The sequence below is a fragment of the Pseudoalteromonas rubra genome (assembly GCF_005887115.1).
GTDB classification, from domain to species: Bacteria; Pseudomonadota; Gammaproteobacteria; order Enterobacterales; family Alteromonadaceae; genus Pseudoalteromonas; species Pseudoalteromonas rubra_F.
The window spans coordinates 24,991-47,958 of the sequence record NZ_PNCJ01000039.1 but is presented as its reverse complement, the minus strand read 5'-3'; the positions used below and the strand labels follow the sequence as shown (position 1 = coordinate 47,958).

The 22,968-nt window shown below is 47.5% G+C and carries 20 protein-coding genes; 3 read left to right on the top strand and 17 right to left on the bottom strand.

Translation table 11 applies throughout. The annotated features are described in order from the left end of the window. Positions 1-109: 109 nt before the first annotated feature. Entirely contained in the window at positions 110-436 is a 327-nt protein-coding gene (locus CWB98_RS20115; RefSeq protein WP_138546457.1) for a ribonuclease E inhibitor RraB, read from the top strand. A 40-nt stretch (positions 437-476) separates the two neighbouring features. Here CWB98_RS20115 and CWB98_RS20110 read toward each other — a convergent pair whose 3' ends face one another. The 16 genes from CWB98_RS20110 to CWB98_RS20035 all read right to left on the bottom strand — a co-directional run bounded on the left by CWB98_RS20110 (position 477) and on the right by CWB98_RS20035 (position 18,873). Then, complete coding sequence (locus CWB98_RS20110) at positions 477-2,213, bottom strand: DEAD/DEAH box helicase (protein WP_138546456.1); 1,737 nt, start codon at positions 2,211-2,213, stop codon at positions 477-479. A 143-nt stretch (positions 2,214-2,356) separates the two neighbouring features. Next, complete coding sequence (locus CWB98_RS20105; RefSeq protein ID WP_054015450.1) at positions 2,357-2,662, bottom strand: H-NS family nucleoid-associated regulatory protein; 306 nt, start codon at positions 2,660-2,662, stop codon at positions 2,357-2,359. A gap of 189 nt (positions 2,663-2,851) precedes the next feature. Continuing rightward, the gene (locus CWB98_RS20100) at positions 2,852-5,929 is read right to left on the bottom strand and encodes a ligand-binding sensor domain-containing diguanylate cyclase (RefSeq protein ID WP_138546455.1); all 3,078 of its coding nucleotides are present in this window, start codon (positions 5,927-5,929) and stop codon (positions 2,852-2,854) included. A 28-nt stretch (positions 5,930-5,957) separates the two neighbouring features. After that, on the bottom strand, positions 5,958-6,443 hold the full coding sequence (locus CWB98_RS20095; RefSeq protein WP_138546454.1) for a phosphatidylglycerophosphatase A family protein: 486 nt from the start codon (positions 6,441-6,443) through the stop codon (positions 5,958-5,960). An 11-nt stretch (positions 6,444-6,454) separates the two neighbouring features. Next, positions 6,455-7,414, bottom strand: coding sequence for a thiamine-phosphate kinase (gene thiL / locus CWB98_RS20090; protein ID WP_138546453.1), 960 nt, complete (start codon positions 7,412-7,414; stop codon positions 6,455-6,457). A 44-nt stretch (positions 7,415-7,458) separates the two neighbouring features. Further along, complete coding sequence (nusB, locus tag CWB98_RS20085; RefSeq protein WP_010382792.1) at positions 7,459-7,869, bottom strand: transcription antitermination factor NusB; 411 nt, start codon at positions 7,867-7,869, stop codon at positions 7,459-7,461. A gap of 11 nt (positions 7,870-7,880) precedes the next feature. Beyond that, positions 7,881-8,345: a 6,7-dimethyl-8-ribityllumazine synthase gene (gene ribH / locus CWB98_RS20080; RefSeq protein WP_054015454.1), complete on the bottom strand. Its 465-nt coding sequence runs from the start codon at positions 8,343-8,345 to the stop codon at positions 7,881-7,883. A gap of 116 nt (positions 8,346-8,461) precedes the next feature. After that, positions 8,462-9,574, bottom strand: a complete 1,113-nt coding sequence (ribBA, locus tag CWB98_RS20075; protein ID WP_138546452.1) for a bifunctional 3,4-dihydroxy-2-butanone-4-phosphate synthase/GTP cyclohydrolase II — start codon at positions 9,572-9,574, stop codon at positions 8,462-8,464. A gap of 33 nt (positions 9,575-9,607) precedes the next feature. After that, positions 9,608-10,264, bottom strand: a complete 657-nt coding sequence (locus CWB98_RS20070) for a riboflavin synthase (protein WP_138546451.1) — start codon at positions 10,262-10,264, stop codon at positions 9,608-9,610. A gap of 6 nt (positions 10,265-10,270) precedes the next feature. Continuing rightward, a complete protein-coding gene (ribD, locus tag CWB98_RS20065) occupies positions 10,271-11,389 on the bottom strand; it encodes a bifunctional diaminohydroxyphosphoribosylaminopyrimidine deaminase/5-amino-6-(5-phosphoribosylamino)uracil reductase RibD (protein WP_138546450.1) in 1,119 nt (372 codons plus the stop codon). After that, positions 11,386-11,838 (bottom strand): transcriptional regulator NrdR, encoded by a 453-nt coding sequence (gene nrdR / locus CWB98_RS20060; RefSeq protein ID WP_010382799.1) that lies wholly within the window; start codon positions 11,836-11,838, stop codon positions 11,386-11,388. Before nrdR ends, ribD begins: the two co-directional genes overlap by 4 nt. Before the next feature lie 166 nt (positions 11,839-12,004). Further along, positions 12,005-13,261 carry a serine hydroxymethyltransferase gene (gene glyA, locus CWB98_RS20055; RefSeq protein ID WP_138546449.1) on the bottom strand — a complete coding sequence of 419 codons (1,257 nt, stop codon included), beginning with the start codon at positions 13,259-13,261 and terminating at the stop codon, positions 12,005-12,007. Positions 13,262-13,517: 256 nt separating this feature from the next. Then, the gene (gene thrC / locus CWB98_RS20050) at positions 13,518-14,804 is read right to left on the bottom strand and encodes a threonine synthase (protein WP_138546448.1); all 1,287 of its coding nucleotides are present in this window, start codon (positions 14,802-14,804) and stop codon (positions 13,518-13,520) included. Between the two features lies 1 nt (position 14,805). Further along, complete coding sequence (gene thrB, locus CWB98_RS20045) at positions 14,806-15,744, bottom strand: homoserine kinase (protein ID WP_138546447.1); 939 nt, start codon at positions 15,742-15,744, stop codon at positions 14,806-14,808. 8 nt (positions 15,745-15,752) lie between these two features. Beyond that, positions 15,753-18,170: a bifunctional aspartate kinase/homoserine dehydrogenase I gene (gene thrA, locus CWB98_RS20040; RefSeq protein ID WP_138546446.1), complete on the bottom strand. Its 2,418-nt coding sequence runs from the start codon at positions 18,168-18,170 to the stop codon at positions 15,753-15,755. A gap of 337 nt (positions 18,171-18,507) precedes the next feature. Further along, entirely contained in the window at positions 18,508-18,873 is a 366-nt protein-coding gene (locus CWB98_RS20035) for a response regulator (protein WP_138546445.1), read from the bottom strand. A gap of 217 nt (positions 18,874-19,090) precedes the next feature. Here CWB98_RS20035 and CWB98_RS20030 point away from each other — a divergent pair, with 217 nt between their 5' ends. Next, a complete protein-coding gene (locus tag CWB98_RS20030; RefSeq protein WP_138546444.1) occupies positions 19,091-20,851 on the top strand; it encodes a sensor histidine kinase in 1,761 nt (586 codons plus the stop codon). Positions 20,852-20,955: 104 nt separating this feature from the next. Continuing rightward, on the top strand, positions 20,956-21,864 hold the full coding sequence (gene rdgC / locus CWB98_RS20025) for a recombination-associated protein RdgC (protein WP_138546443.1): 909 nt from the start codon (positions 20,956-20,958) through the stop codon (positions 21,862-21,864). Positions 21,865-21,909: 45 nt separating this feature from the next. On the opposite strand, the gene CWB98_RS20020 is transcribed toward rdgC, so the two are convergent. Next, on the bottom strand, positions 21,910-22,749 hold the full coding sequence (locus CWB98_RS20020; protein ID WP_054015464.1) for an HDOD domain-containing protein: 840 nt from the start codon (positions 22,747-22,749) through the stop codon (positions 21,910-21,912). Between the last annotated feature and the right edge of the window lie 219 nt (positions 22,750-22,968).

The window sequence follows — 22,968 nt, the reverse complement described above, 5'->3', positions numbered from 1 at the left end:
ATCACTGTGTTATTTTTGCGCGCTTACATACAAATTTTTGCGGTCAATGCTTTTTATTTTGTGTTGGATAGCGGACAATATCAGCAGCTATATTAACTTGAGTATGATTATGCAATTCCCTGATGATGACAACGGCCAGCTACTATCTGAAATTGCTGCAGCCGGTGTAGATCTCACCCAGATGCACAGCATCGATTTTTTTATTTTGTTCGAACAAAAAGCCGACGCTGAGCGTTTTATGAGCACCATCGCAGAAGATGAGTTGGCACCAAAAACCAAATTGGATACCTGTCCGGATACCGGTGTATGGGAAGTCGTCACTTCAGTGACTATGGTGCCCGAGCACCAGCTGTTAAGTCAGACCGAGCAATACCTTGAGTCTATCGCAAACAGCCACGAGGGCTATGGCGACGGATGGGGAATACTTGCCGAGTAACCCTCGGACCTGAATGATGCAGAGTTTACAACACTCTGCATTAGCTCTTATCTGCAGTTCGATAACTGCCCTGATAATCAAAAATCTTTTCTGTAACCTGCCAGCCATATTTCTTATGCTGCCGGGCAATTACAAAATCTGGCGCCGACAGTAGAGTGGCATCCACCTGAGCAGCCTCAGTCCAAGCGTTTACACGTACACCAGTACGACAGTGTTTTTCAAACTGGCGAACAAAATAGCCGCGGCTCGCAGGCTTAGCAAAGTCAAAGACTTCGCTCACACTGGCCCCGTCCTCATCGAAATAGGTAATTTTCAGCAACTGCGCTTTCACCACTTCCCCGCTCAGACCGCTGCACCTCAACACCATAGCGTTTTTCAGGTTCAATGCAGCCCTCAGTTTATCGTCCGGATCGGTCAGCATCACTGCGCAACTGTGACACTGACGCGCAGCGATATCATTTTCTGCGCCACAGCTATCACATTCTTTGAATTTAAAACGATAGTCACATTGCTGCTCATTGCCGTCATCGTCCTGCAACAACCCCTGACAACGCCGACCAAAGTGTTCAATGACTCGCCCTTGTTCGTCGTATTTGCCCCAAAAGACATTGCCAAACCCGCAGCCGGGACATAGCACTTGTACAGGTTCATTGTCCGAATTCGGCTTCTTACTGCCCACCTCAGGGTGAAACAGGTCAAACTCATTGGCAGCGTAATCAATCACCAGACAATCTTTCTTGCCTTCACTCAAACGCAAGCCCCGCCCCACTATCTGCTGATACAGACTCACCGACTCTGTGGGCCTTAAAATCGCAATGACATCCACATGTGGTGCATCAAAGCCCGTGGTTAGTACCGATACATTGACCAGGTATTTTATCTCTCTGCGCTTAAAGGCCGCGATGATTTCATCTCGCTCGCGGTTATCTGTATCACCGAGCACCAGTGCTGTTTGTCCGTCTGGTAGATACCCCACAATTTCTTTGGCATGCAATACGGTCGCAGCAAATATCATAACACCGTGGCGCCGTTCACTGAGTGACATTACATGTTCGATGATACTCTTGGTTGCCCGGGTGTTGCTTTGCAACAGCTGGTTCATATCTGCTTCGCTGTATCGCCCGAATGCATTACTATCCAACGCTGAAAAATCGTAATTCTCAACCGCAGGGTCAAGCTGCTTAGGTGGCGTCAGATAACCGTGTTTTATCATATAGCGCAGGGGTAATTCGTAAATACAGCGTCGAAAAGGGCTAGTATCACTGCCCCGAACAAAGCCATGATAGTGGCTGTGATACACCCACCCACTGCCAAGACGATAGGGGGTTGCCGTCAGCCCAAGTATCTTTAGCGCCGGATTAAACTGCCGCAAGCGCGCGATCACCGCCATATACTGGCTGTCGTCTTCACCGCTAACTCGGTGACATTCATCGATAATCAGCAAAGAATAAAAAGTATCAATGGCTTCCAAATTTCGAGCTAATGACTGCACACTGGCAAATGTCACCTGATGAGTCAGCTCTTTTTGTTTCAAACCTGCGGAATAAATACTCGCAGATAGACCATAACTTTGATATTTCTGGGCATTTTGCTCAACTAATTCTTTGACATGTGTCATGACCAATATTTTATGTCTTGCTAATCGAGCTAGCTGTGCAATAACCAGACTTTTACCTGCCCCTGTTGGCAGAACAATTACCGCACTGTCATCTGACTTTTTAAAGTGGGCTATGGTATTTGCAACGGCTTCTTCTTGATAAGGTCTTAGTGTGTAAATAGGGACACCTGACTATATTAACAGTGGAGGATTTTTAATTATGGTGTGTACTAATGGGGTATGAAATGTGAACCCAGAAAAGGTATCTTAACCTCATAAGCCAGCCATTTTATATAATATGACTGGCTTACATAGCGCGGTAACTAGATTTTGTAATCTTCTAAGTTAACACCAACAAATGCTTTTGGTGTTTTACCACGACCAGTCCATTCAAATACTTCACCGTCTTTTTCAATACGGTATTTTGGACGTACTTTGCTGCGCTTATCAGTTGCTGATTCGGAAGCAAAATCTTCTAAAGACAATCCTTTTTCTTTAATCAGTGCCAAAACTTCTTTTTTGGCTTCTTCCTGTTTTGCCTGCTCATCAATAGCGGCTTGGATAAGCTCCAGCGCTTTATTCAAATCACTGTAACTTGCAGTCTTAATAAAAGATCTTATTTCACGCATTGGATTACTCTCGTAGATTGTTGAATTTAGAATTTTATGAGTTAATTAAGCTCGGTATATAGAGAGTATATTATATTTATCTCTTTTCAAATTAAAAGTAGTTAAATTTATAATATCCGTTGATAATTACACAATATTAGTCATGATTTAAACTCAGTTTTAGGCTCAGAACCGAACACTAATCTCTGACTAACGCATCCAGACTTTCACCTCTGCCAATCCATTGGACTGCAACAGTTGCAACTGCGATTCAACATTTTGGCTTTGCTCAAATTCAAACGCATCGAGTTGTTCATCAAAAATAATGGTGGCTGCACCATCTCCGCCGCGCTGCTTCACTTCATGTAGTGCGATGTCAGCGAGGTTAACTGACGCTTCCCAGCCAATAACCTGGCCTCCAAGTAACGGCAGAGGATAAAAAGACCAGCCTACCGACACGCTCAGGTTCAGTGATTTTCCATTGGGCAACTTGAACTCAAACCGAGCAATCGCTTTACATAATTCGCTGACATAACGTTCAACTTCAGAACATTTAAAGTCCCTCAACAGTAATAAAAACTCATCACCACTCCAGCGCGCGACATAATCGGACCCCTGGGTGCGAGTATTAAGCAAAGTTGCCAGCTGCTGTAAGCAGCTGTCGCCACCGATGGGACCATAGGCATCATTGATCTTACTGAAACTATCAATATTGAGGATCATCAATACCAGGCTCTTATCCTGCTGCCGCAAAGATTGCGCATTACGCTGATAGTGCTCAATATCCTTCGGAAGTTGATCAAACAAAAAGCGTCGACTTCGTAATCCCGTCAGTTCATCCGAGTGGCTGACCAATTTTAGCTGAGTGTTGACCTGGTTGAGCTTATCATTGGCTTTTCTGAGCTCTGTCGTGCGTTCAGCAACCAGCGCTTCTAGCGCGGCTTGCTTGCGTCGCTCCTGAGTACGAAAGACCCAGAACACAAGATAAAACAAAAACATAAAGCCGCAGGTGATGATTAAACGAAAAAATACGGTTTCATCAAAACGCTGTGGTAATTGCAGGTTAAGCGACAAGTTGTGTGCCTGCTGCCAGTCCTGACCACGCCGCTTTACCTGTAGCAAGAAGGTAAAATCGCCTGGTGGCAAGTTGGTATAAATGGCTTCGCGACGAGATTGTGCATCACGCCACTGGGCATCATGGCCGTCCAACTTGTAGCGAAACTCGATACTCTGCGGCGCATAGAAATCAATAGCAGTATAGCGAATGGTCAGGTCGCGCTCACTCGTATCCAACTCAACCGGGCCTTCTAGCCTGTCTGGCGTCAAATTACGTGTTGCAGTGACGATACTTTCAAATTTTGGAGCCAGTTCTGCGGCGCTGAACAACTGTACTTTTTTAGGGATACGTACGATCCCCTGTAAGCTGGGGTACAAGAGGTAATCGTCTTGCTCCACAACAGCATCATGGCCCAGCCCTGTGCAACACTGACTCGGCACACCATCCAGTTGCCGGTCAAAAGGATTTATTACCTGCTCCACCTGCAGGTTTTGCATAGGCTCACTGAACTGTGCAATCGGCATGCGATACACACCTTTCATGGTGCTGACCCAAACCAACTGCTGCGACTTGTCAAAGTGTAACGATAAGATGGGCCCGTAAGGCAGTCCGTGAGATGCATCAAGCTGATGCCAGTCTCCATCCTGGCTACGATAATACAATCCATCGTAGAATGTGCCGACTAACGTTGCGCTGCCTTCAACATGCAAAATACTGGTGACATAGGCAGACTCAAGCGACGTCTGCCCACCAATTTTTTCTATGCCCCGTTCATTGTATTTGTAGGCGCCCTTGTCCGTGCCAATGAAACCAAAACGCGGAAAGTCTACAACATAGGTAATAAACTGGCTGCCCAGAAAGGCATTGTAAGTAAATGGCGTCAGGCCACTGTAGTCAAGCCGATACAGACCACGTCCAGTACCGAGCCATAACCCACCCTGATTAGAAGGAGTCAAAGTAAATACCTGAGTCTGACGAAACTCACGATTAGGGATTGCAAGTAATTTGTCATCTTCATAAATGACTACACCACGGCCAGTACCGAGAAACAATCGCTCTCCGATGAACTCCATGTCATGAATTTCCACCCCATTGAGCTGAGACGCACTGATCACAGGTTCATAATTATCATTGCTGTCAAGCCGGCCGACCCCTTCTCGAGTAGCAACCCATACATTACCTTGTAAGTCTTGTGTGATAGCAGAAATAGCCTGTTCCCGCTGTGTACCGACAGAGAAGCGCTCTACCCGCCCTGCATGTGCCAACCACAGGCCTTCGTTAATACTGGCCATCCACACATTACCATCATCATCAATAAAAATGTCAGTAAACCAAATCCCCTGATCTAATTGCGCCAACTCAACATATTGCCACTGGCCACCACTTTCTTTGTACAATAGCCGACCATAGGTAGAAACCCACATGCCACCTTGCTGATCGCTCAAAAATTTATAGGTCGCGTTGTTACCAATTTCATCGTAACGCCTGAGCACCTCATCAAAGTCGAGAAAATACGCACCCAACTGGGAAGCGAGGAAAAGTTTACCGTCAATCCAGGTCAGATCATGAATATTGGTTTGCGCCAGCTGGCGTGGTAAAGATATTTTGCTGGAGAGTTCCAACCGCATGTCATTAGAGCCCATAGACTGGGACTCACTGATCCGTAACAAGTGACGTTCGTTAACCAACCAAATGCCTTGCGGAGACGAGGTCATTTTTGTTACTGAGCCGACTATTTGGCTAATATGTGTAAGAGAGAGCTTCTTATTATCGATGTTATTTTGCGCAAGAGTCAGGCGCTTAGCAGATACATAATATAGGCCATTCGCCGCGACCCAGATATTACCATTATGATCTTCAAGAATATCTCTTACTTCACCCTGAACTTCAAAACGTTCTGTTGTAAGGGTTTGCGGATTTAATCGGGTTACCCCTCTGCGAGTGCCAATCCACAGCATACCAAAGCGGTCAACAAAGAGTTTATTCACCGCATTGCTGTCCAGAAACTCACTATTTTGCGTTGTGTAATTACTGAACTGCAACCCGTCGAATCGACTTAGTCCAAACTGTGTACCAAGCCAGATATAGCCTTGTTGATCCTGGACCACACTCTTGATACTTTGCGATGGCAGGCCATTTTGCATACTCCACTGTTTAACAACATAATCATTAATTGCCGCATTCACACCTGTGGTGAATATGCATAGCAACAGTAGAAGTATAAATCGCATAGGCTCCCTCTTCGTACCCGTAATTAAATTAGCCGCCCAGGACACCTGTTTTAAACAAAGCTTGCAAACAAATCAATGAAAATATCCCGGCAAGCAGGTCATCAGCCATAATTCCCAACCCACCATGCAGCTTTCTATCGAGTATTCGAATAGGGCCAGGCTTTGCAATATCAAAAAAGCGAAATAATAAAAAACCGACCAGCAGTGACTGCCAGCTAATTGCGGCCCCTATCATAGTAATATAAAACCCGGCAACTTCATCCCATACAATTGCAGGATGATCATGCACGCCAACATCACGAGCGGTCTTGCCGCAAATCCAAAATCCCGTCAGGCTGATCAAAACGGCTAAAGTGATCTGCATCCATAAAGGTTGCGCCATTGTCAGCAGAATAAACGGCAGTGCAGCTAAAGTACCAAAAGTACCAGGGGCTTTAGGTGCTAACCCTAAACCAAACCCCAGCGCTAAAAAATGATGCGGGCGTTTGAGGTTGAATGATAACGGCTTATTCAAACCTGCTCCTATTAAAAGTGTTGATAACCGCTACGCGGTAATGGGCATTTTTCCCCCGCCTGCAGCAACTCAAGCTTGCCGACCGACGCGGTTATCTGACCGATACAGACAGGGTCCACACCATACTGACGAAGACGTGCCTCTACGGCACCTTTGTTGCTGTCGTTCACGGTAAACAACAGTTCATAGTCATCGCCATACGCCAGCCCCAGTTCATGACGTAAAGATACAGGCTCTAATTGCTGCAGAGTAGGTGACATTGGCACATCTTCAATATTGACCAAAGCGCCGACACCTGACTTATTCAATATGTGCTGCAAATCAGCTAGCAAACCATCTGAAATATCGATGCAGGCAGTTGCCATGCCCCGTAACACTTGTCCAGCCGCTACTCTCGGGGTTGGGAAATGTAATTTTTCTTCGAGGCGCTTTAACTGAGTTGCTTCTATCGGCAGTTGACGCTTACGCGCTTCAATCGCCAATGCCGCATCACCCAGCTCTCCGGTGACATAGATCCAGTCACCCACTTTAGCGCCTGAGCGCGTCAGCGCTTTGTCGTTTGGAATGATCCCTTTGGCACAAATAGTGATGGTCAGCGGCCCCTGAGTGGTATCCCCGCCTATCAGCTGAACATTGTAATACTCAGCAATTTCATGCATACCTTCGGTAAACGCTTCCAGCCAATCCATATCGACCTCAGGCAGTGTTAAACCTATGGAAATCCATGTTGGCTCTGCGCCCATCGCAGCAAGATCGCTGAGATTGACGGCCAGGGCTCGATGACCTAATGCTCTGGGTGGAATGTCTTCGAAAAAGTGTACACCGGCAACCAGGGTGTCTGTGGTAATGGCAAGTTGGTGCTTGTCAGGAACCGTCACTATGGCACAATCATCACCAATGCCAACCTTTACATCACGACGCGAAATGCCACGTCCCTTGAAGTAATGGTTGATTAACTCAAATTCCTTCATACATTAAAAAAGCCGGCCCATGCCGGCTCTCCTCACGGTCTCGATTACTTGCGGATTATCTTAACCGCTTTGTCCAGTACGCCGTTGACAAATTTGTGACTGTCTTCGGCACCAAACATTTTCGCCAGCTCAATCCCTTCGTTAATGGCTACTTTGTAAGGGACGTCTTCGCGGAATTTTAACTCGTAGATGCTGACGCGTAGTACAGCTTTTTCAACCATATCCAGGTCATCAAATGGACGAGACAAATGTGGAGTCATCAACTCATCTAGCTGTTTGCAATTTACTGCAACACCGCGTGCCAGATCCTTGAAGTATTCTACATCAACCTTTGAAACGTCGTTTTCGATCAGCATTTGCTGCTCGATATCAGCAATGGGGTTGCCACTTAGCTGCCAAGAATATACTGCCTGAAGGGCAAGGACACGCGCCTTACGTCTAGCTGCTGGTTTCACTGAGATTCCTCTTAAATTTGCTCTAGCACATTCACCATTTCTAGTGCACCAAGTGCAGCTTCGCCACCCTTGTTGCCCATTTTGGTTCCCGCGCGCTCGATGGCTTGCTCAATACTTTCCGTGGTTAACACACCAAAGGCAACCGGGATATCGTAGTCCATAGACACGCTCGCCAGGCCTTTGTTTGACTCATTTGCCACCAGGTCGAAATGAGGTGTGCCGCCACGAATGATGACACCTAATGCAATGATGGCATCGTGTTCTTTTTTCATTGCAACACGCTTAGCCGCTAAAGGTAATTCTACTGCACCCGGTACATACACGACAGTGATGTCCTCGTCCTTTACGCCACCTGTGCGTTTTAACTCATCAACTGCGCCTTCTAACAGGCTGCTACCAATAAAGTCGTTAAAACGAGAGATGACAATGGCAAATTTCTTGCCCGGTGCGTATTTATTACCTTCGATGATTTTCATTAGATGATTCCTAATCTAGTATAAGCAATTGCCAAATTGAGGCGCATAATAGCATAGAAAAAGACGAAACGCCTACAGGGAAATCCCCGTCAGGCGCTCGTTGTGCTATGAGTAAATTATTGAGGTTCGACGTAATCGACAACTTCCAGGTGGAAGCCAGACAAGGCATGGTATTTTTTCGGCAAGCTCATAAGGCGCATTTTGCTGATCCCCAGGTCGGCAAGAATTTGTGAACCCACTCCTACAGTTCTGGATGTCCCCTGAAACTTACGGTAGTTAGGCTTCTCACCGGCATCCTCCGCCGCAAACGCCTTCACCAATTGCTCCAGGTCCTCTGTTTTCTCTTGTTTACCCAAAATAACCAAAACACCATTGTTGTCGGCAATGTATTTCATCGCACCATGCAGAGTCCAGCTTCGGTCTGCACTGCGGTCAGATAACAAGGTATCGTTAAACGTGCTTTGCAGGTGAACTCGCACTAAGGTGGCGTCATCAGTACTTACTTCACCTTTCAATAATGCGTAGTGCAGCTGATTGTCTATGGTGTCTTTGTAAGTCACCAAATTAAACTCACCGTATTCGGTAGGCAGCTTACATTCTGCAACTTTTTCAATCGTCGTTTCATTGAGGTTACGATATTCGATTAAATCGGCGATGGTGCCAATTTTAATATCGTGCTCTTTAGCAAACACTTCCAGTTCGGGACGTCTGGCCATTGTGCCATCCGGGTTAAGGATCTCAACAATCACTGAGGATGGTTCAAGACCCGCCAGGCGCGCTAAGTCACAACCTGCTTCCGTATGGCCAGCGCGGGTTAACACGCCACCAGGCTGAGCCATGATGGGGAAAATATGGCCGGGCTGCACTATATCTTCTGGTACTGCCCCTTTAGCAACAGCCGCCTGCACTGTACGGGCACGGTCGGCCGCAGAGATACCTGTAGTTACGCCTTTTGCGGCCTCAATCGACATAGTGAAGTTGGTTGAGAACTGGGCGCCGTTATTTTTTACCATCAAGGGCAGGTCTAACTGCTGACAACGCTCTTGCGTCATCGTCAAACAGATCAGGCCGCGGCCATAAGTCGCCATAAAGTTAATAGCTTCTGGCGTAATATGCTCTGCCGCAATGATCAGATCGCCTTCATTTTCCCGGTCTTCATCATCCATCAGAATCACCATTTTACCGGCTTTAATGTCATCGATGATTTCTTGTGCGCTGTTTAAGCTCATAATCTTCCCGTTAGTAAGTGCGTTATTGGCAAGTTATTTAATAAAGCCAGCTTTGGCCAGTAAGCTGGTTGTGAGAGTTGATTGCTGCGTTGCAGCCGGTTCGCCCTGGATCAACCTTTCCAGATAACGTGATATCTGATCCACTTCGAGGTTGATTAAGGTCCCCACCTTAAAGTCGACAATGGTGGTTTCCTGTGCGGTATGCGGCACAATCGTCAACTTAAATTTATCGCCATCCAGGTCATTAACCGTCAGACTGATCCCATCGATGGCTACGGATCCTTTATACGGTATGTACTTCATCAGTTGCACAGGCGCTTTAAGCCAGTACTCAGTGGCACGGGCGTTGGGCTGCACCGCAACCACTTCAGCAATGCCATCAACATGACCCGAGACCAGGTGCCCGCCGAGTCGTGACGTTGGCTGGAGTGCCTTCTCGAGATTGACTTTTTGTCCTACCCGGTACTCCCCGAAGCGGGTCAGTTTCAGTGTTTCATTAGACACATCGGCACGAAAACCGTCGGAAAACTTCTCAACAACGGTCAGGCACACCCCATTGGTTGCAATGCTGTCGCCCAGTTGCACATCATCCATATCCAGTGTTGCGCTGCTAACTTGCACGCTGAGATCACCTTGCTTGAGCGTTAACTCGGTCAATGTGCCCGTTGCTTCAATGATGCCTGTAAACATAATGCCTTACTTACCTTGTTGTTTTTGTGCCGTAATACGAATATCAGTACCAATCGAGGTGACCTCAGTGATCTGTAGCTCAGTGATCTGGCTCATCGACAAAAGCGCTGCACTGTTGAATAAGTCTCTGCCATCCGTGCCAATGATCTTGGGCGCGAGATAAATCAGATACTCATCAATCAGGCCTTGCTGATGCATGGCCCCCGCCAGCGTCGCCCCCGCCTCTAACCAGATCTGATTAATATTGCGCTCAGCCAGCGTATTCAGCGCCGCTTGCAGGTCAATTTTATCAGCCCGGGTGTTAATCTTAATTTGCTCTACGAAATGTGGCCAGTTGTGCTGATTATCAAGGTCTGAACGCAAAATAACGACGGGAGACGGGATTTTAAATAACGCCAGCTCGGGATGCAGGCGATTCTGCGAGTCGATGATCACCCGCACAGGCTGGCGCCACAGCTCTACGGGGCGCTCAATATCCGCCAACTCCTCTGCCCTTACATTGAGACGTGCATCGTCGACCAGCACGGTATCAGCGCCCGTCAGAATTGCGCAACTTTGTGCCCGACCCAGCTGTACATCGCGCCGTGCAGCGGGCCCTGTGATCCATTTGCTTTCGCCATTGCCCAGTGCCGTTTTACCATCCAGACTTGCTGCAAGTTTACAGACCACATACGGACGCCCCTGCTCCATACGTTTCAAAAAGCCCTTATTCAGTGCGCGAGCCTGCTGCTCGAGCAACCCAAAAGCCGTCTCTATCCCGGCCTCATTCAGCATCGCAAGTCCTCGCCCGGCCACTTCCGGGTTGGGATCAACCATAGCGGCAATTACTTTGCTCACGCCAGCCTCAATCAGCCCTTTTGCGCACGGGGGTGTACGACCATAGTGGCTACAGGGCTCCAGGGTGACATAGGCTGTTGCACCACGGGCGCGCGCTTGGGCTTGTCGCAGCGCATGAACTTCTGCATGAGGCTCGCCGGCGCGCAAATGAAAGCCTTCACCAACAATCTCACCGTTTTTGACGATGACGCAGCCGACATTGGGATTTGGGGTAGTGGTAAAGCGGCCCTGTTGCGCCAGTTCAATGGCGCGTGCCATATAAGTCTGATCGGCTTGTGTAAAACTCATTCGTCCCCCAGTCGGGCAATTTCTTCGCCAAACTCTTTCACGTCTTCAAAACAGCGATAGACCGACGCAAAACGAACATAGGCCACTTTATCGAGTTTTTTAAGTGCTTCCATGATACATTCTCCAACCAGCTGACTGGGTACTTCTCGTTCTCCGGTGGCACGTAATTGAGATTTAATTTGGTGAACCACTTCTTCTATCTGCTCTGTGCTTACAGGGCGCTTTTCAAGCGCGCGATGTAAACCATTTTGCAGTTTATCTTCATTAAATGGTTCCCTGGAGCCATCTTGTTTGATCACTCTGGGCATCACCAATTCGGCCCCTTCAAACGTGGTAAAACGCTCGTGACATAAAATACACTCACGTCGCCTGCGCACCTGGTGACCCGAGCCAACTAACCGTGAATCTATCACTTTGGTTTCTTTTGCCGTACAAAAAGGACAGTGCATAAACACTCACTATTAAAAACTGACAAACGCCCCATTCCCGTTGGTAAAGTTGCAACATGGTTTGGGTCAATTGTTGCCAGTATATCAAGATAGTGGCCATGGATGCACATAAAAAAAGGCTGCCCAGATGGCAGCCCTCTTGTGTAAACGGCGCGTTCTTTGTCGTTTAAGCGTATACGGGTAGTTTAGCGCAAATCGCTTTTACTTTTTCTTTCACCTGCGTCTGAACCGCTTCATCTTCGATGTTGTCCAGTACATCACAGATCCAGCCAGCCAGCTCGCTCGCTTCGGCTTCTTTAAAGCCACGGCGCGTAATTGCCGGTGAACCAATACGCAGACCAGACGTCACAAACGGAGAGCGAGGATCGTTTGGTACAGAGTTTTTGTTTACTGTGATGTTGGCACGGCCAAGCGCCGCATCCGCATCTTTACCTGTGATGTCTTTGTCGATCAGGTCAAGTAAGAACAAGTGGTTATCTGTCTTACCAGAAACAACTTTATAGCCACGCTCTTGAAGCACAGCAACCATTGCCTGTGCATTTTTAACCACTTGTGTTTGGTATGTTTTGAAGTCATCCTGAAGAGCTTCTTTGAAGGCAACAGCTTTAGCAGCAATCACGTGACACAGAGGACCACCCTGACCGCCCGGGAATACTGCGCTATTAAGCTTTTTATAGATGTCTGCATCACCGCATGCCGACAGGATCAAACCACCACGAGGACCCGCCAGCGTTTTATGTGTTGTTGTTGTAACAACATGCGCATGTGGGATTGGGCTTGGGTAGATACCTGCCGCAACCAAACCGGCTACGTGTGCCATATCAACTAACAGATAAGCGCCTACTTTATCAGCGATTTCACGGAATTTAGCCCAGTCAACAATACCTGAGTAGGCAGAGAAACCACCGATGATCATTTTTGGTTTGTGCTCCAGCGCCAGCGCTTCAACCTGTGCGTAGTCGATTTCGCCAGTCTCTTCGTTCAGACCATACTGAACCGCATTGTAAGTTTTACCTGAGAAGTTCACGTGTGAACCGTGTGTCAGGTGACCACCGTGTGCCAGGCTCATGCCCAGAACAGTGTCATGTGGCTGAAGTAACGCCTGGAATACCGCAGCATTTGCCTGAGAACCTGCGTGCGGCTGAACGTTTGCATAATCACAGCCAAACAGTTCACATGCACGGTCAATCGCCAGTTGCTCAACCACATCAACGTGTTCACAGCCACCGTAATAACGCTTACCCGGATAACCTTCAGCATATTTGTTTGTTAACTGAGACCCCTGAGCCTCTAGTACGCGCGGGCTACAGTAGTTTTCAGACGCGATAAGCTCAATGTGCTCTTCCTGACGGGTCGTTTCCGACTGGATCGCTTGAAATAGTTCAGGGTCAAAATCTGCAATATTCATGTTACGTTCTAACATGGTGTCTCCTAGGTACACGTAAGATTGGTTTTTGAAGGCTTGATTGTACGCAAATTGCGGCCATTTGCCTATGAATTCAGCGTGAGCCTATTTAATCAAGGATTGAATTTATTTCACAGTGTTTAGGGGATGATATTTTCTTATTTAAACATTTGTATTTTTTATCAGTATCTAAAGATACATTTTAAATTGAAATCTATAAAAGTTCCCCTTTGGTGGCTAAGCCAGCTCACCAAACAGGGGAACTGAGTGTAAATTATTGCTTGAGGCGCGCCAGTACAGCACCTTTTAAAGCACTGTAATCAGCTTGCAAAGGCTCTGCAAGACAAGGCTTCTCAAGGGCGCTCGCTAGCGCCTCAGGCATTTCAATCGCCTGACTTAGCACAGCTTCCACCGTCTCCCTAAATTTCGCTGGGTGCGCTGTCGCAAGAAAAATCCCCGTCTCATCGGGCAGACCATCAAGAGTGAGTCCCTCATAAGCAATAGCTGTATGAGGCTCTGTCAGATACCCCGCTTTTGCTACCTGACGCATCACTTCCTGCGTTCTTTCCTCCGACACTGAACGTGAATAAAACTCATATCTAGGGAAGTACCCCTGATCTAACATCGATTCTACACGAGGCCAATTATTAGGTTTACTCACATCCATAGCATTGGAGATAGACTCCAAAGTCGCGTTAGGCTGCCACTGACCGGACACAATATATCGGGGTACGGTATCATTTTGATTGGTCGTTGCGCTCAGGCGTTTAACTGGCAGCCCCAAAGCAGCGGCTATCATTGCAGCACACACATTGCCGAAATTACCACTTGGTACAGAGACATGAACCTTGTCTCGCTGGGCCGGCGTGAGCTGAGCAAATGCTTCAAAATAGTAGCATACCTGCGCCAGCAAACGGCTGATATTGATTGAATTGGCTGAGTTCAAACCTAAAGTTTGTTTAAGCTCATCATCCAAAAAGGCATGTTTTACCAAAGCCTGACAATCATCAAAGCTGCCCTCTACGGCATAACAATGAATATTCTCACCCAGCGTGGTGAACAGCTTTTGCTGTGCCAGAGAAATTTTACCCTGTGGATAGAGGATCACCACATCAACATTGGGCATTTGATAAAAAGCGTGGGCCACCGCAGCGCCGGTATCACCACTGGTTGCAGTCAAAATAGTCACCCGCTCACCTTGGCTGAAGGCGCCGATACACTGTGCCATAAACCGGCCACCAAAATCCTTAAAAGCCAGCGTCGGGCCGTGAAAGAGTTCCAGACAATATTTATTTTCTTCAACTTGTACTAAGCGAGCAGGAAAATCAAATGCCTGCTCGCACATGCTGTGCAATGAATCCAGGGGTAATTCATCCCCTATTAGATGTTTCAGAATAGTCGCACTGCGTTGTACAAAGGGCTTCATCAGCAAGCCATCGATGTCATCCAGAGGCTTAAGTTCAGTAGGGAAAAATACCCCCTGATTTCGACCCAAACCCGTTTTAACCGCTTCAATAAAGGACACCACCTGAGTATCATCTTTTAAGTTAACCAGTTTCATCCTACTCTCCTTCCTTTATTTCTCTTGTACCTAGTGGGTCTATTCGGCAAATATGGCTGAAGCCATGTTCATTCAAATAATGTTGTTGCAACCATAACTGGCAGCGCTTTGCCTCCTGCTCATTTGCACACAAAGCAAACAGAGTTGGCCCGGCACCAGAAATACTCACAGTGAGTGCGCCCAATTCAGGCAGGCTCAACTTCGCCTCGGCATACCCTTTAATTAAAGGTGCCCGATGTGGCTCGGCAATATCATCGCGCATCAAAGCGAGCGCGTCATCAAAGCGATGCTGTGTCATCAGCAGAGCAAAGGTACTCAAGCGCTGAGCAAACTCTACCGCATTGTGAGTGGCCAGCTGCGACGGTAAAACGGCTCTGGCTGCTGCAGTATTTAAAGCAAACCCCGGGTAAGCCACAACCAGTCGCCAGCTGTCATCAAATGGCAAACTCAGAGCTCTGTCAGGTACCAGCTCGGCTGTTAACTGCAATCCACCCAGATAACAAGGGGTGATATTGTCATAGTGTCGTGCTCCGCTGACCTTACCCTCAAAATCAGCCATTAACTCAATCATCTGAGTTTGAGACAAACGAGTCTGTGCAAATGCATCAAGGGCAGCAAAAGTAGCCACCACAGAGCAGGCACTGGAACCCAACCCGGACCCTATAGGTAAGCGCTTTTCTAGTGTCAGTTTAACGCTGGGCATATCTGCAGCAACATACGCTCTAAAGTGTATCAGACACTGATAAGCCAGATTTTCCTCCGCCGCCGACGGGAGCTTAGCGGCATAAGGCCCGACACATTCGAAACTGTCTTGTTCGGCAGCTTCTGCGCTAACCACATCCCCCAGTAAAGTCCCATCCAGCGGAGCAATCGCAGCGCCTAAAGAGTCAAAGCCGACACAAAAGTTACCAATAGATGCCGGTGCAAAAAATCGTTTCATAGCCCCTCCTAGCGCGTCAAAGTTTTTAAGATATCGGCAAATACGCCAGCCGCGGTGACTTCAGCCCCGGCACCATACCCCCTGATCACAAAGGGTTTTGGCTGATAATACTGACTCAGTATTGCAAGGGCGTTTTCGCCATCACGAATGTCTGACAAAGCGTGCGCTTGATCGACCGCCTCAATGCCAACCCGACAACGACCGCCCTCAATTGTGCCAACATAACGCAGTACTTTTCCTTCACTGGCAGCACTGTCAATACGATCCGCAAACGCTCTATCCAACTCATGCAGCCTGGTCATAAACTCATCGACCGAGCTACCGGCCGCAAAGTCGACGGGCACCACGGGCTCGACTTCGATATCTGACAGCTCCAGCGCCAATCCGGACTCACGGGCAATAATTAGCAGCTTACGCGCCACGTCCGTACCTGACAGGTCATCTCGTGGGTCCGGCTCTGTAAAGCCGCTTTGTTTGGCTTTGGCTGTGGCCTCGGACAGACTCAGCCCATCCTCCAGCTCACCGAAAATGTAGGACAGAGAACCCGACAGAATGCCACTGAAAGACAGCAACTCATCGCCTGCGCCGAAGAGTAGTTGCAGATTGTCCAGTACCGGCAAACCGGCCCCCACATTCGTTTCATATAAAAAGCGTCGGCCCTTGTGCTGTGCCACCTGCTGCAATGCCTGATAGTAACTATAGTCACTGGTGTTGGCTTTTTTGTTCGCCGCCACAACATGGAACCCGGCCGAAAGAAAATCGTGATACTGGTCGGCCAATTGCTGAGACGAACTACAATCTACTATTACAGGGTTGATCAAATGATTACAGCGCACAAACGCTTCCAGATTGGCCAGCTCAAAGCCTTGCTCTGCACCCGCCAGTGCTTGTTGCCAACTATCAAATGGAACGCCCTGCTCATTCAGATAACAGTGCTTTGAATTGGCCACGCCGTAAAGATTCAGTTTAATGTTGCGCTCTGCAAGCCAGGTTTGCTGGCGCTGCAGTTGTGCAATGAGTTCAGTGCCTACCAGGCCGCAGCCCAGTAAAAACACATCGATGGACGGAACATGAGTAAAGAAGTTTTCATGGCATACTTTAACCGCATCCTGACACAACTCCCCCTGGATAACGGCTGAAATAGCACTTTCAGTTGAGTCCTGAGCAATCGCTACAATATTCACCTGGGCCTGTGCCAGTGAGGCAAAAAACTTTGCAGCCAACCCTTTGTGTGACTTCATGTTATCGCCCACCAGGGTGACAATCGCCAACGAGCGGCGTACTTCAATTGGCTCAATCAGTTGCGCCTGCATTTCCAGTTCAAAGGCACTTTGTAGCGCCTGCAATGCTAACGACAAGTCTTGCTCATGAACACAAAAGCTGATGCTAAATTCACAGGAAGATTGAGTGATCAATACAATTGAGACATTGTCTTTGGCCAGTGCCGAAAATACCCTGGCTGCCATCCCCACCTTACCTTTCATGCCCGGGCCAGAGACCGTCAACATAGCCAGTTTATCTAAGCTGGATAACGCTTTAACGGGTTCATCGCCGCCGCCTTGTGACGCTATCACAGAGCCAGGTAACTCGGGGGCATGGGTATTTTTAATCTCACAAGGTACGCCTGCCTTAGCACACGGTAAGATCGTTTTCGGGTGCAAAACTTTGGCGCCAAAATACGACAATTCCATGGCTTCTTTGTATGATAAGCGATTTACTTTAGTGGCTTTCTTAATCAGCCGAGGGTCTGCACTATATACCCCATCTACATCAGTCCAGATTTGGCAGACACTAGCCTGAATACAGGCAGCAGCAATGGCAGCAGAATAGTCAGAGCCGTTGCGCCCCAATGTCGTTAACTCGCCTGCACCATTGCTGCCTGTAAAACCGGGCATAATATAGAAGTTTGCAGAGTGCGCTTTGAGCTGCGCCGCAAAACACGCGCGGCTATCGTCCAGCAAGGCTTCAGCATCCAGGTAGGCTTCATTGGTTACAATGCAATCTGTTGCCTCAAGATAACAGGCTTTGTCCGTACCAAGCATCGCCACCATCAAAGCAACACTCACCCGCTCACCAAAGCTAATCACATAAGCTTCTATCGCATCAGGGCATTGCTTGAGCAATTTAATACCAGCCAGTTTTTCAGCCAGCGCAGCAAAATCAGGCCACTGACTCACCTGACTAAACTCAGCTTCTACCTGCTCTTTCAGTCCACCCAGACGTTCTGTCAGGGCGAGCCATTGTGCTTCATAATCTTGCCCCTGACGAGCCAAGTCACATAGCTCAACCAACTTGTCAGTAACACCACCTGGCGCAGATAAAACCACTAACGCCTCATTTTTACCCTGACTCAGGATCAGCTCCCGTACCCGTTGCAGACAGGCGTAATCGGCCAGCGATGACCCTCCAAACTTCAATACTTGCATGTTTATTTTCCTCATTCCAAAAACAAAAAAAAGGCCTGTGCTCGAAGTGAGCACAGGCCTTTTCTAAAACGCACCGACCTATGCCACTATCCCGTAAGGATGGTGGTGGTAATAATGGTCGTGGTGTTAACAATCTTTTTCATAGACTTTAGACTGCCTGAATAGCCAACAAGCTGTCAAGCACAAAAATCTAATTTGTGGGGTGAAAATCTATGCAAAAAACTCAAGTTGCGAACAGCATTGTGCAAAATCTATGTTGTAATGAGTCGGACACTGATGTGGTTAGCGAACAGAGGAGTGTAAACAAATACATTAAATGTTTACAACTGAGCGGAGGTTAGCGGATCCCGAAGCGACTAAGGGTTGCCTGCAAGGCTTCCGGTTTAACCGGTTTTTCTAAAAATTCGAGTGCACCCAGTTTGGCCACCCGCGCCTTCATTTCGCCCTGAATATCGGCAGAAATAACCACCACATAGGTTTCTATCACCTGCCGTTTAATGGCCTCCAGCACCGCAATACCATCCATTTCCGGCATGGTCAGGTCAAGACAGACTAAATCAATGTGGCGTGTCGCCAGCACATCGAGTGCTTCACGCCCGTTAGTGGCCTGACAAATATCGGCATCCAGCATACCGCTTAGACAGCGGATCACTTGTTTGCGGGCAACGACTGAATCGTCACAAACTAATACAGAGTAGCTCATAGGGTGAATTGTCAAATAATCTTTATTGTTCTGATCTGGGATAAAGGTTATTGTTGTGATTAAACTTATAACACAATAATCCTCGTCCAGTAAGTGGCAGAGGAACAAATTCCTTGCGATATCAGATTGAGATTAATATTTATTTTTAGCATTTTATTGGCTAACTTTAAGTGTATTAAACGCGCACAAACCCGTTGTTAGGAGCAAAGAACACTTCATGCTGCAAAAAAGTCTGTCAAAGAAGCTGCTCACAAACGTCTTGTCGGTTTACTTTTTGCTTACCTTCGTCGTTACCTGTGGACAGGTGGTCGCCGAGTATGTCAATACCAAGGACTATATTCGCAACGAGTTAACCATGCTGCAAAAAACCTTTAGTCGCAGTCTGACTCGAGCAATATGGGAGCTCAACACCAAACAAACCGTCACGACCGCGGAAGGTTTATTGGCGATCCCGATGATCGAAGGGATCATAGTGCGTGATGACAGTGGCGAAATTATCTCCCAACTGGGCCGCTCACTGAATATCCATGAGTTATACAGCCAGCAATTGGTGCAAGAGGAAGCATTGATTGAAGACACTCCTTCAGGTTTATTTGGCTACACCTTTCCCCTGATTTTTGAGTTTTCCGGACGCGCTACGCAGGTAGGTGACGTCACCTTGTTTTCGAGTCGGGAAGTGGTATTCAGCCGTATCATGATTTCCATTTATTTTCTGATCGGGAATGCCATGGTCAAGACCACCTTTTTGATCATCTTGTTTTTACTCGCATTCAGAAAATTACTCACCGAACCACTGACCGATCTGACTGAGCAAATCGATGACTTTGAAATAGATAATGTTGATGGCCATAAAATTGATATAGATACCACGGAGCGCAACGAACTCAAAGTTATGGAAGAGGCCTTTAACAAACTCATTGACCGAATTGCTGATTACCGAAAAAAATTAGACCAAGCCCAGAAAGAGCTTTTGATCAGTAACGAAAAACTAGACCAGCACAATATCCAGCTGGAACAGGAAGTGGCGCGCAAAACCTCAAACCTGTCTCAGGCAATGATGGATCTTCAGCAACAAAAGTATGAGCTGGAAAAACAAAAGCTTACGCTCACCGAAGAGATTGATCTGAGACGCCAAACCGAAGAAGAGTTACTCACCAAACAAAAAGAATTAGAAAAGTATGTTGATGAGCTCAATATGGCACAAGAGCGACTGGTCGGCTCAGAGAAAATGGCTGCGCTCGGTGGTCTCGTGGCTGGTATTACCCACGACATAAATACGCCTGTGGGGATTGGGGTAACCGCAACGTCATTCTTACAGGAGCGATTAGAGCGTCTGGAGTCAGCCTATCGGGATAAAACCCTGTCACCTAAAGCGTTGGAAGAGTTTATCAATGAAGCCAAACAAAGTACCAGCCTGCTCACAACTAACCTCGACCGGGCCTCAGAGCTGGTGGCCAGCTTTAAGCAGATTGCCGTTGACCAGGCCAGTGAAGCCGTTCGCACCATTAATTTTAAACAGTATCTGGGCGAGGTGATCCGCTCTTTACATCCCAAACTCAAGAAAACCGCCCACATAGTTAACGTTGATTGTCCGGAAGAGCTTACTCTGCACCTCCCGGCTGGTGCTATCAGTCAGATTTTCACCAACCTGATCATGAATTCCCTGATCCATGGTTTCGAAGGTATCGCTCAGGGCACCATAGACATAGAGATCAGAGAAGAAAACAACGACGTGTTTATTGTTTACAAAGACAATGGTAAAGGTGTCAGCAAAGCACAGCTGGAGCAACTCTTCGACCCCTTCTTTACCACCAAGCGAGAACAAGGCGGCAGTGGTTTAGGCACTCATATCACTTTCAATCTGGTGAAGCAGACGCTCAATGGAGACATTGAAGTCAATTCTGAAGAAGGCAACGGCCTGACCTACTATATCCGCTTCCCAAAAGAGCTACAAAAGAGCGTCGCGATGTTCAGTTAATACCCACGTAAACAGGCACGGCAAATTATCTGCCAAGAGCCTTTGCCCGAGGGCGTGTCGGTTTGCTATGATGCGGGTCGATTTTACTCTTCGGAACCTGTTCTATGTGGTTTAGCAATCTTATCTGTTACCGATTTAAACAAGACGTCTCCTACGCTCAGGAAGACTTTGAAGCAGCACTGGAGCACGACGTATTTCGTCCGTGCGGTAGCCAGGACATGAGCACTTTTGGCTGGACCAAAGCACTGGGCAAACATGGCCAGACATTGAGTCATTTCTCTCAGCATTGTATTTTGGTGTGTGCAAAACGAGAAGAAAAAGTACTGCCCGCTTCCGTCATTAATGAAATGGTCGCTGAGAAAATCGAGTCGATTGAGCAAGAAGAGAATCGCCCGGTCAAGAAAAAAGAAAAAGACGAAATTAAAGAGAACATCACTGCAACGCTGCTACCTCAGGCATTCAAAAAGTCCAGTTTGCAGTTTGCCTTTATTGACCAGAAAAACGGTTGGCTAATCGTCAACAGCGGCAGCTTTAACAAAGCGGAAGAGCTGACGGCCCTGCTACGTAAATCTCTGGGTACTCTGCCCATTGTTCCGGCATTCGCCAATTACGATCTGGATCTGTTCCTGACTGACTGGCTGACTCAGTTTGAAGTGCCTGAAGGCTTCGCTATCGGCTCCGACGCTGAACTGCAAGAAGCCGATGACAATGGCGCACAAGTCAAACTGAAACAGCATGATCTGGCCAGTGATGAAATTAAACTGCACCTGGAACACGGTAAGCGCGTGACAAAGCTGGGATTGGACTGGCGCGAGCGTGTGCAATTTACCTTACAAAATGATGGCTCTCTCAAGCGCTTAAGCTTTAGCGATACATTAAAAGAGCAAAATGCGGATATCCCCAAAGAAGATATGGCGGTTAAACTGGACGCCGACTTTATTTTGGTCTCTGAAGAAATCAAAGAGCTGCTGGAAGAGTTATCCCAGGGCCTGGGTGATGAGGAAGATCTGTAAATGAAAGCAGGATGCGACAGCCTCCTGCCCTGCTCACTCAAGCGGCTATGAAAACGCCGCTTTGATGTCGTTCAGCATGTCCTGATATTCATCATCATAAAACATGTCGACTGAGCCCAGCACACCTTTTTCCTCATACACATGTAGTGCCGCCGCTTTGTCGGATACCTGCAGTATCCCCTCAACAATCGCGCCAACCCGAATAAAGTCCACATAGCATACATGCCCTGGTTTATAGTTTGGATTCGCCCAACTTTCTGCCACTTCGACAAACTCTTCCGTGAAACCCCACTCACGCATAATGGCACCACCAATTCGGCCACCGAGCTTTTGAATTGCATGAGCCAGAAAGCTCGGATTCGCAAAGACTTCCGGGTGATGCTCTGCTTCTGTCAGGATAGGTAATACCCCAATGTTAAAGACCAAAGAAGCCAGCGTGATGGTGTCTTTGTTAAGTGATGTATGTTTGTTAACCCGCAGATAAAAATCCATTGTGGTGATCGCCTGACAGGCGACTTTCAGGGTCTTTTGCCAGGCTTTATCCATATAGGTTTTGATCAGTTTGTTCTGCGACACAAATAATTGTTCCATCGCCATAGCCGTCGCCACATTTTTAACTTGGCGCAGGCCGATGCGAGTGACCGCCTGATTAAGCGTATTCACCTTCACAGTACGACCTAAGAATGCACTGTTCGCAACTTTAATCATGCGTGCAGCCAACGCCGGGTCATGAGAGATCACCTCTGCCATTTGCATAAGATTAACTTCAGGGTCATCCGCAGCCTGACGGACCCGAACGGCAATTTCGGGCAGAGTAGGCAAAACCAGGGTATCGTTATTTATTTTATCAATCAGAATCGTCAATAAGGCATTTTCAGTAGACATATTAGTTCAATCCTCGAATTTATTGGCCTCTGGTGCGCAACAGCAGCCTCATACGCCGGGCAATATACTGTTCATGCTATTAGTATTGTCTAACTTAAAGAGTAAGTTAAGGAAAGTATAAAAATTATTCGTGACATGGGACAAATATCCGGCATTTCACCTGAGATAAAATATTCCCTCACTTTGTATTTTGAGGGCAGCAAGTTGTGCAGAATTCAT

Excerpts from the sequence above, each read along its gene's own strand:
- CWB98_RS20115 (WP_138546457.1), top strand. The coding sequence starts at position 110 with ATGCAATTCCCTGATGATGACAACGGCCAGCTACTATCTGAAATTGCT.
- CWB98_RS20105 (WP_054015450.1), bottom strand. The coding sequence starts at position 2,662 with ATGCGTGAAATAAGATCTTTTATTAAGACTGCAAGTTACAGTGATTTG.
- CWB98_RS20100 (WP_138546455.1), bottom strand. The coding sequence starts at position 5,929 with ATGCGATTTATACTTCTACTGTTGCTATGCATATTCACCACAGGTGTG.
- thiL (WP_138546453.1), bottom strand. The coding sequence starts at position 7,414 with ATGAAGGAATTTGAGTTAATCAACCATTACTTCAAGGGACGTGGCATT.
- ribH (WP_054015454.1), bottom strand. The coding sequence starts at position 8,345 with ATGAAAATCATCGAAGGTAATAAATACGCACCGGGCAAGAAATTTGCC.
- ribBA (WP_138546452.1), bottom strand. The coding sequence starts at position 9,574 with ATGAGCTTAAACAGCGCACAAGAAATCATCGATGACATTAAAGCCGGT.
- CWB98_RS20070 (WP_138546451.1), bottom strand. The coding sequence starts at position 10,264 with ATGTTTACAGGCATCATTGAAGCAACGGGCACATTGACCGAGTTAACG.
- ribD (WP_138546450.1), bottom strand. The coding sequence starts at position 11,389 with ATGAGTTTTACACAAGCCGATCAGACTTATATGGCACGCGCCATTGAA.
- nrdR (WP_010382799.1), bottom strand. The coding sequence starts at position 11,838 with ATGCACTGTCCTTTTTGTACGGCAAAAGAAACCAAAGTGATAGATTCA.
- glyA (WP_138546449.1), bottom strand. The coding sequence starts at position 13,261 with ATGTTAGAACGTAACATGAATATTGCAGATTTTGACCCTGAACTATTT.
- thrC (WP_138546448.1), bottom strand. The coding sequence starts at position 14,804 with ATGAAACTGGTTAACTTAAAAGATGATACTCAGGTGGTGTCCTTTATT.
- thrB (WP_138546447.1), bottom strand. The coding sequence starts at position 15,744 with ATGAAACGATTTTTTGCACCGGCATCTATTGGTAACTTTTGTGTCGGC.
- thrA (WP_138546446.1), bottom strand. The coding sequence starts at position 18,170 with ATGCAAGTATTGAAGTTTGGAGGGTCATCGCTGGCCGATTACGCCTGT.
- CWB98_RS20035 (WP_138546445.1), bottom strand. The coding sequence starts at position 18,873 with ATGAGCTACTCTGTATTAGTTTGTGACGATTCAGTCGTTGCCCGCAAA.
- CWB98_RS20030 (WP_138546444.1), top strand. The coding sequence starts at position 19,091 with ATGCTGCAAAAAAGTCTGTCAAAGAAGCTGCTCACAAACGTCTTGTCG.
- rdgC (WP_138546443.1), top strand. The coding sequence starts at position 20,956 with ATGTGGTTTAGCAATCTTATCTGTTACCGATTTAAACAAGACGTCTCC.
- CWB98_RS20020 (WP_054015464.1), bottom strand. The coding sequence starts at position 22,749 with ATGTCTACTGAAAATGCCTTATTGACGATTCTGATTGATAAAATAAAT.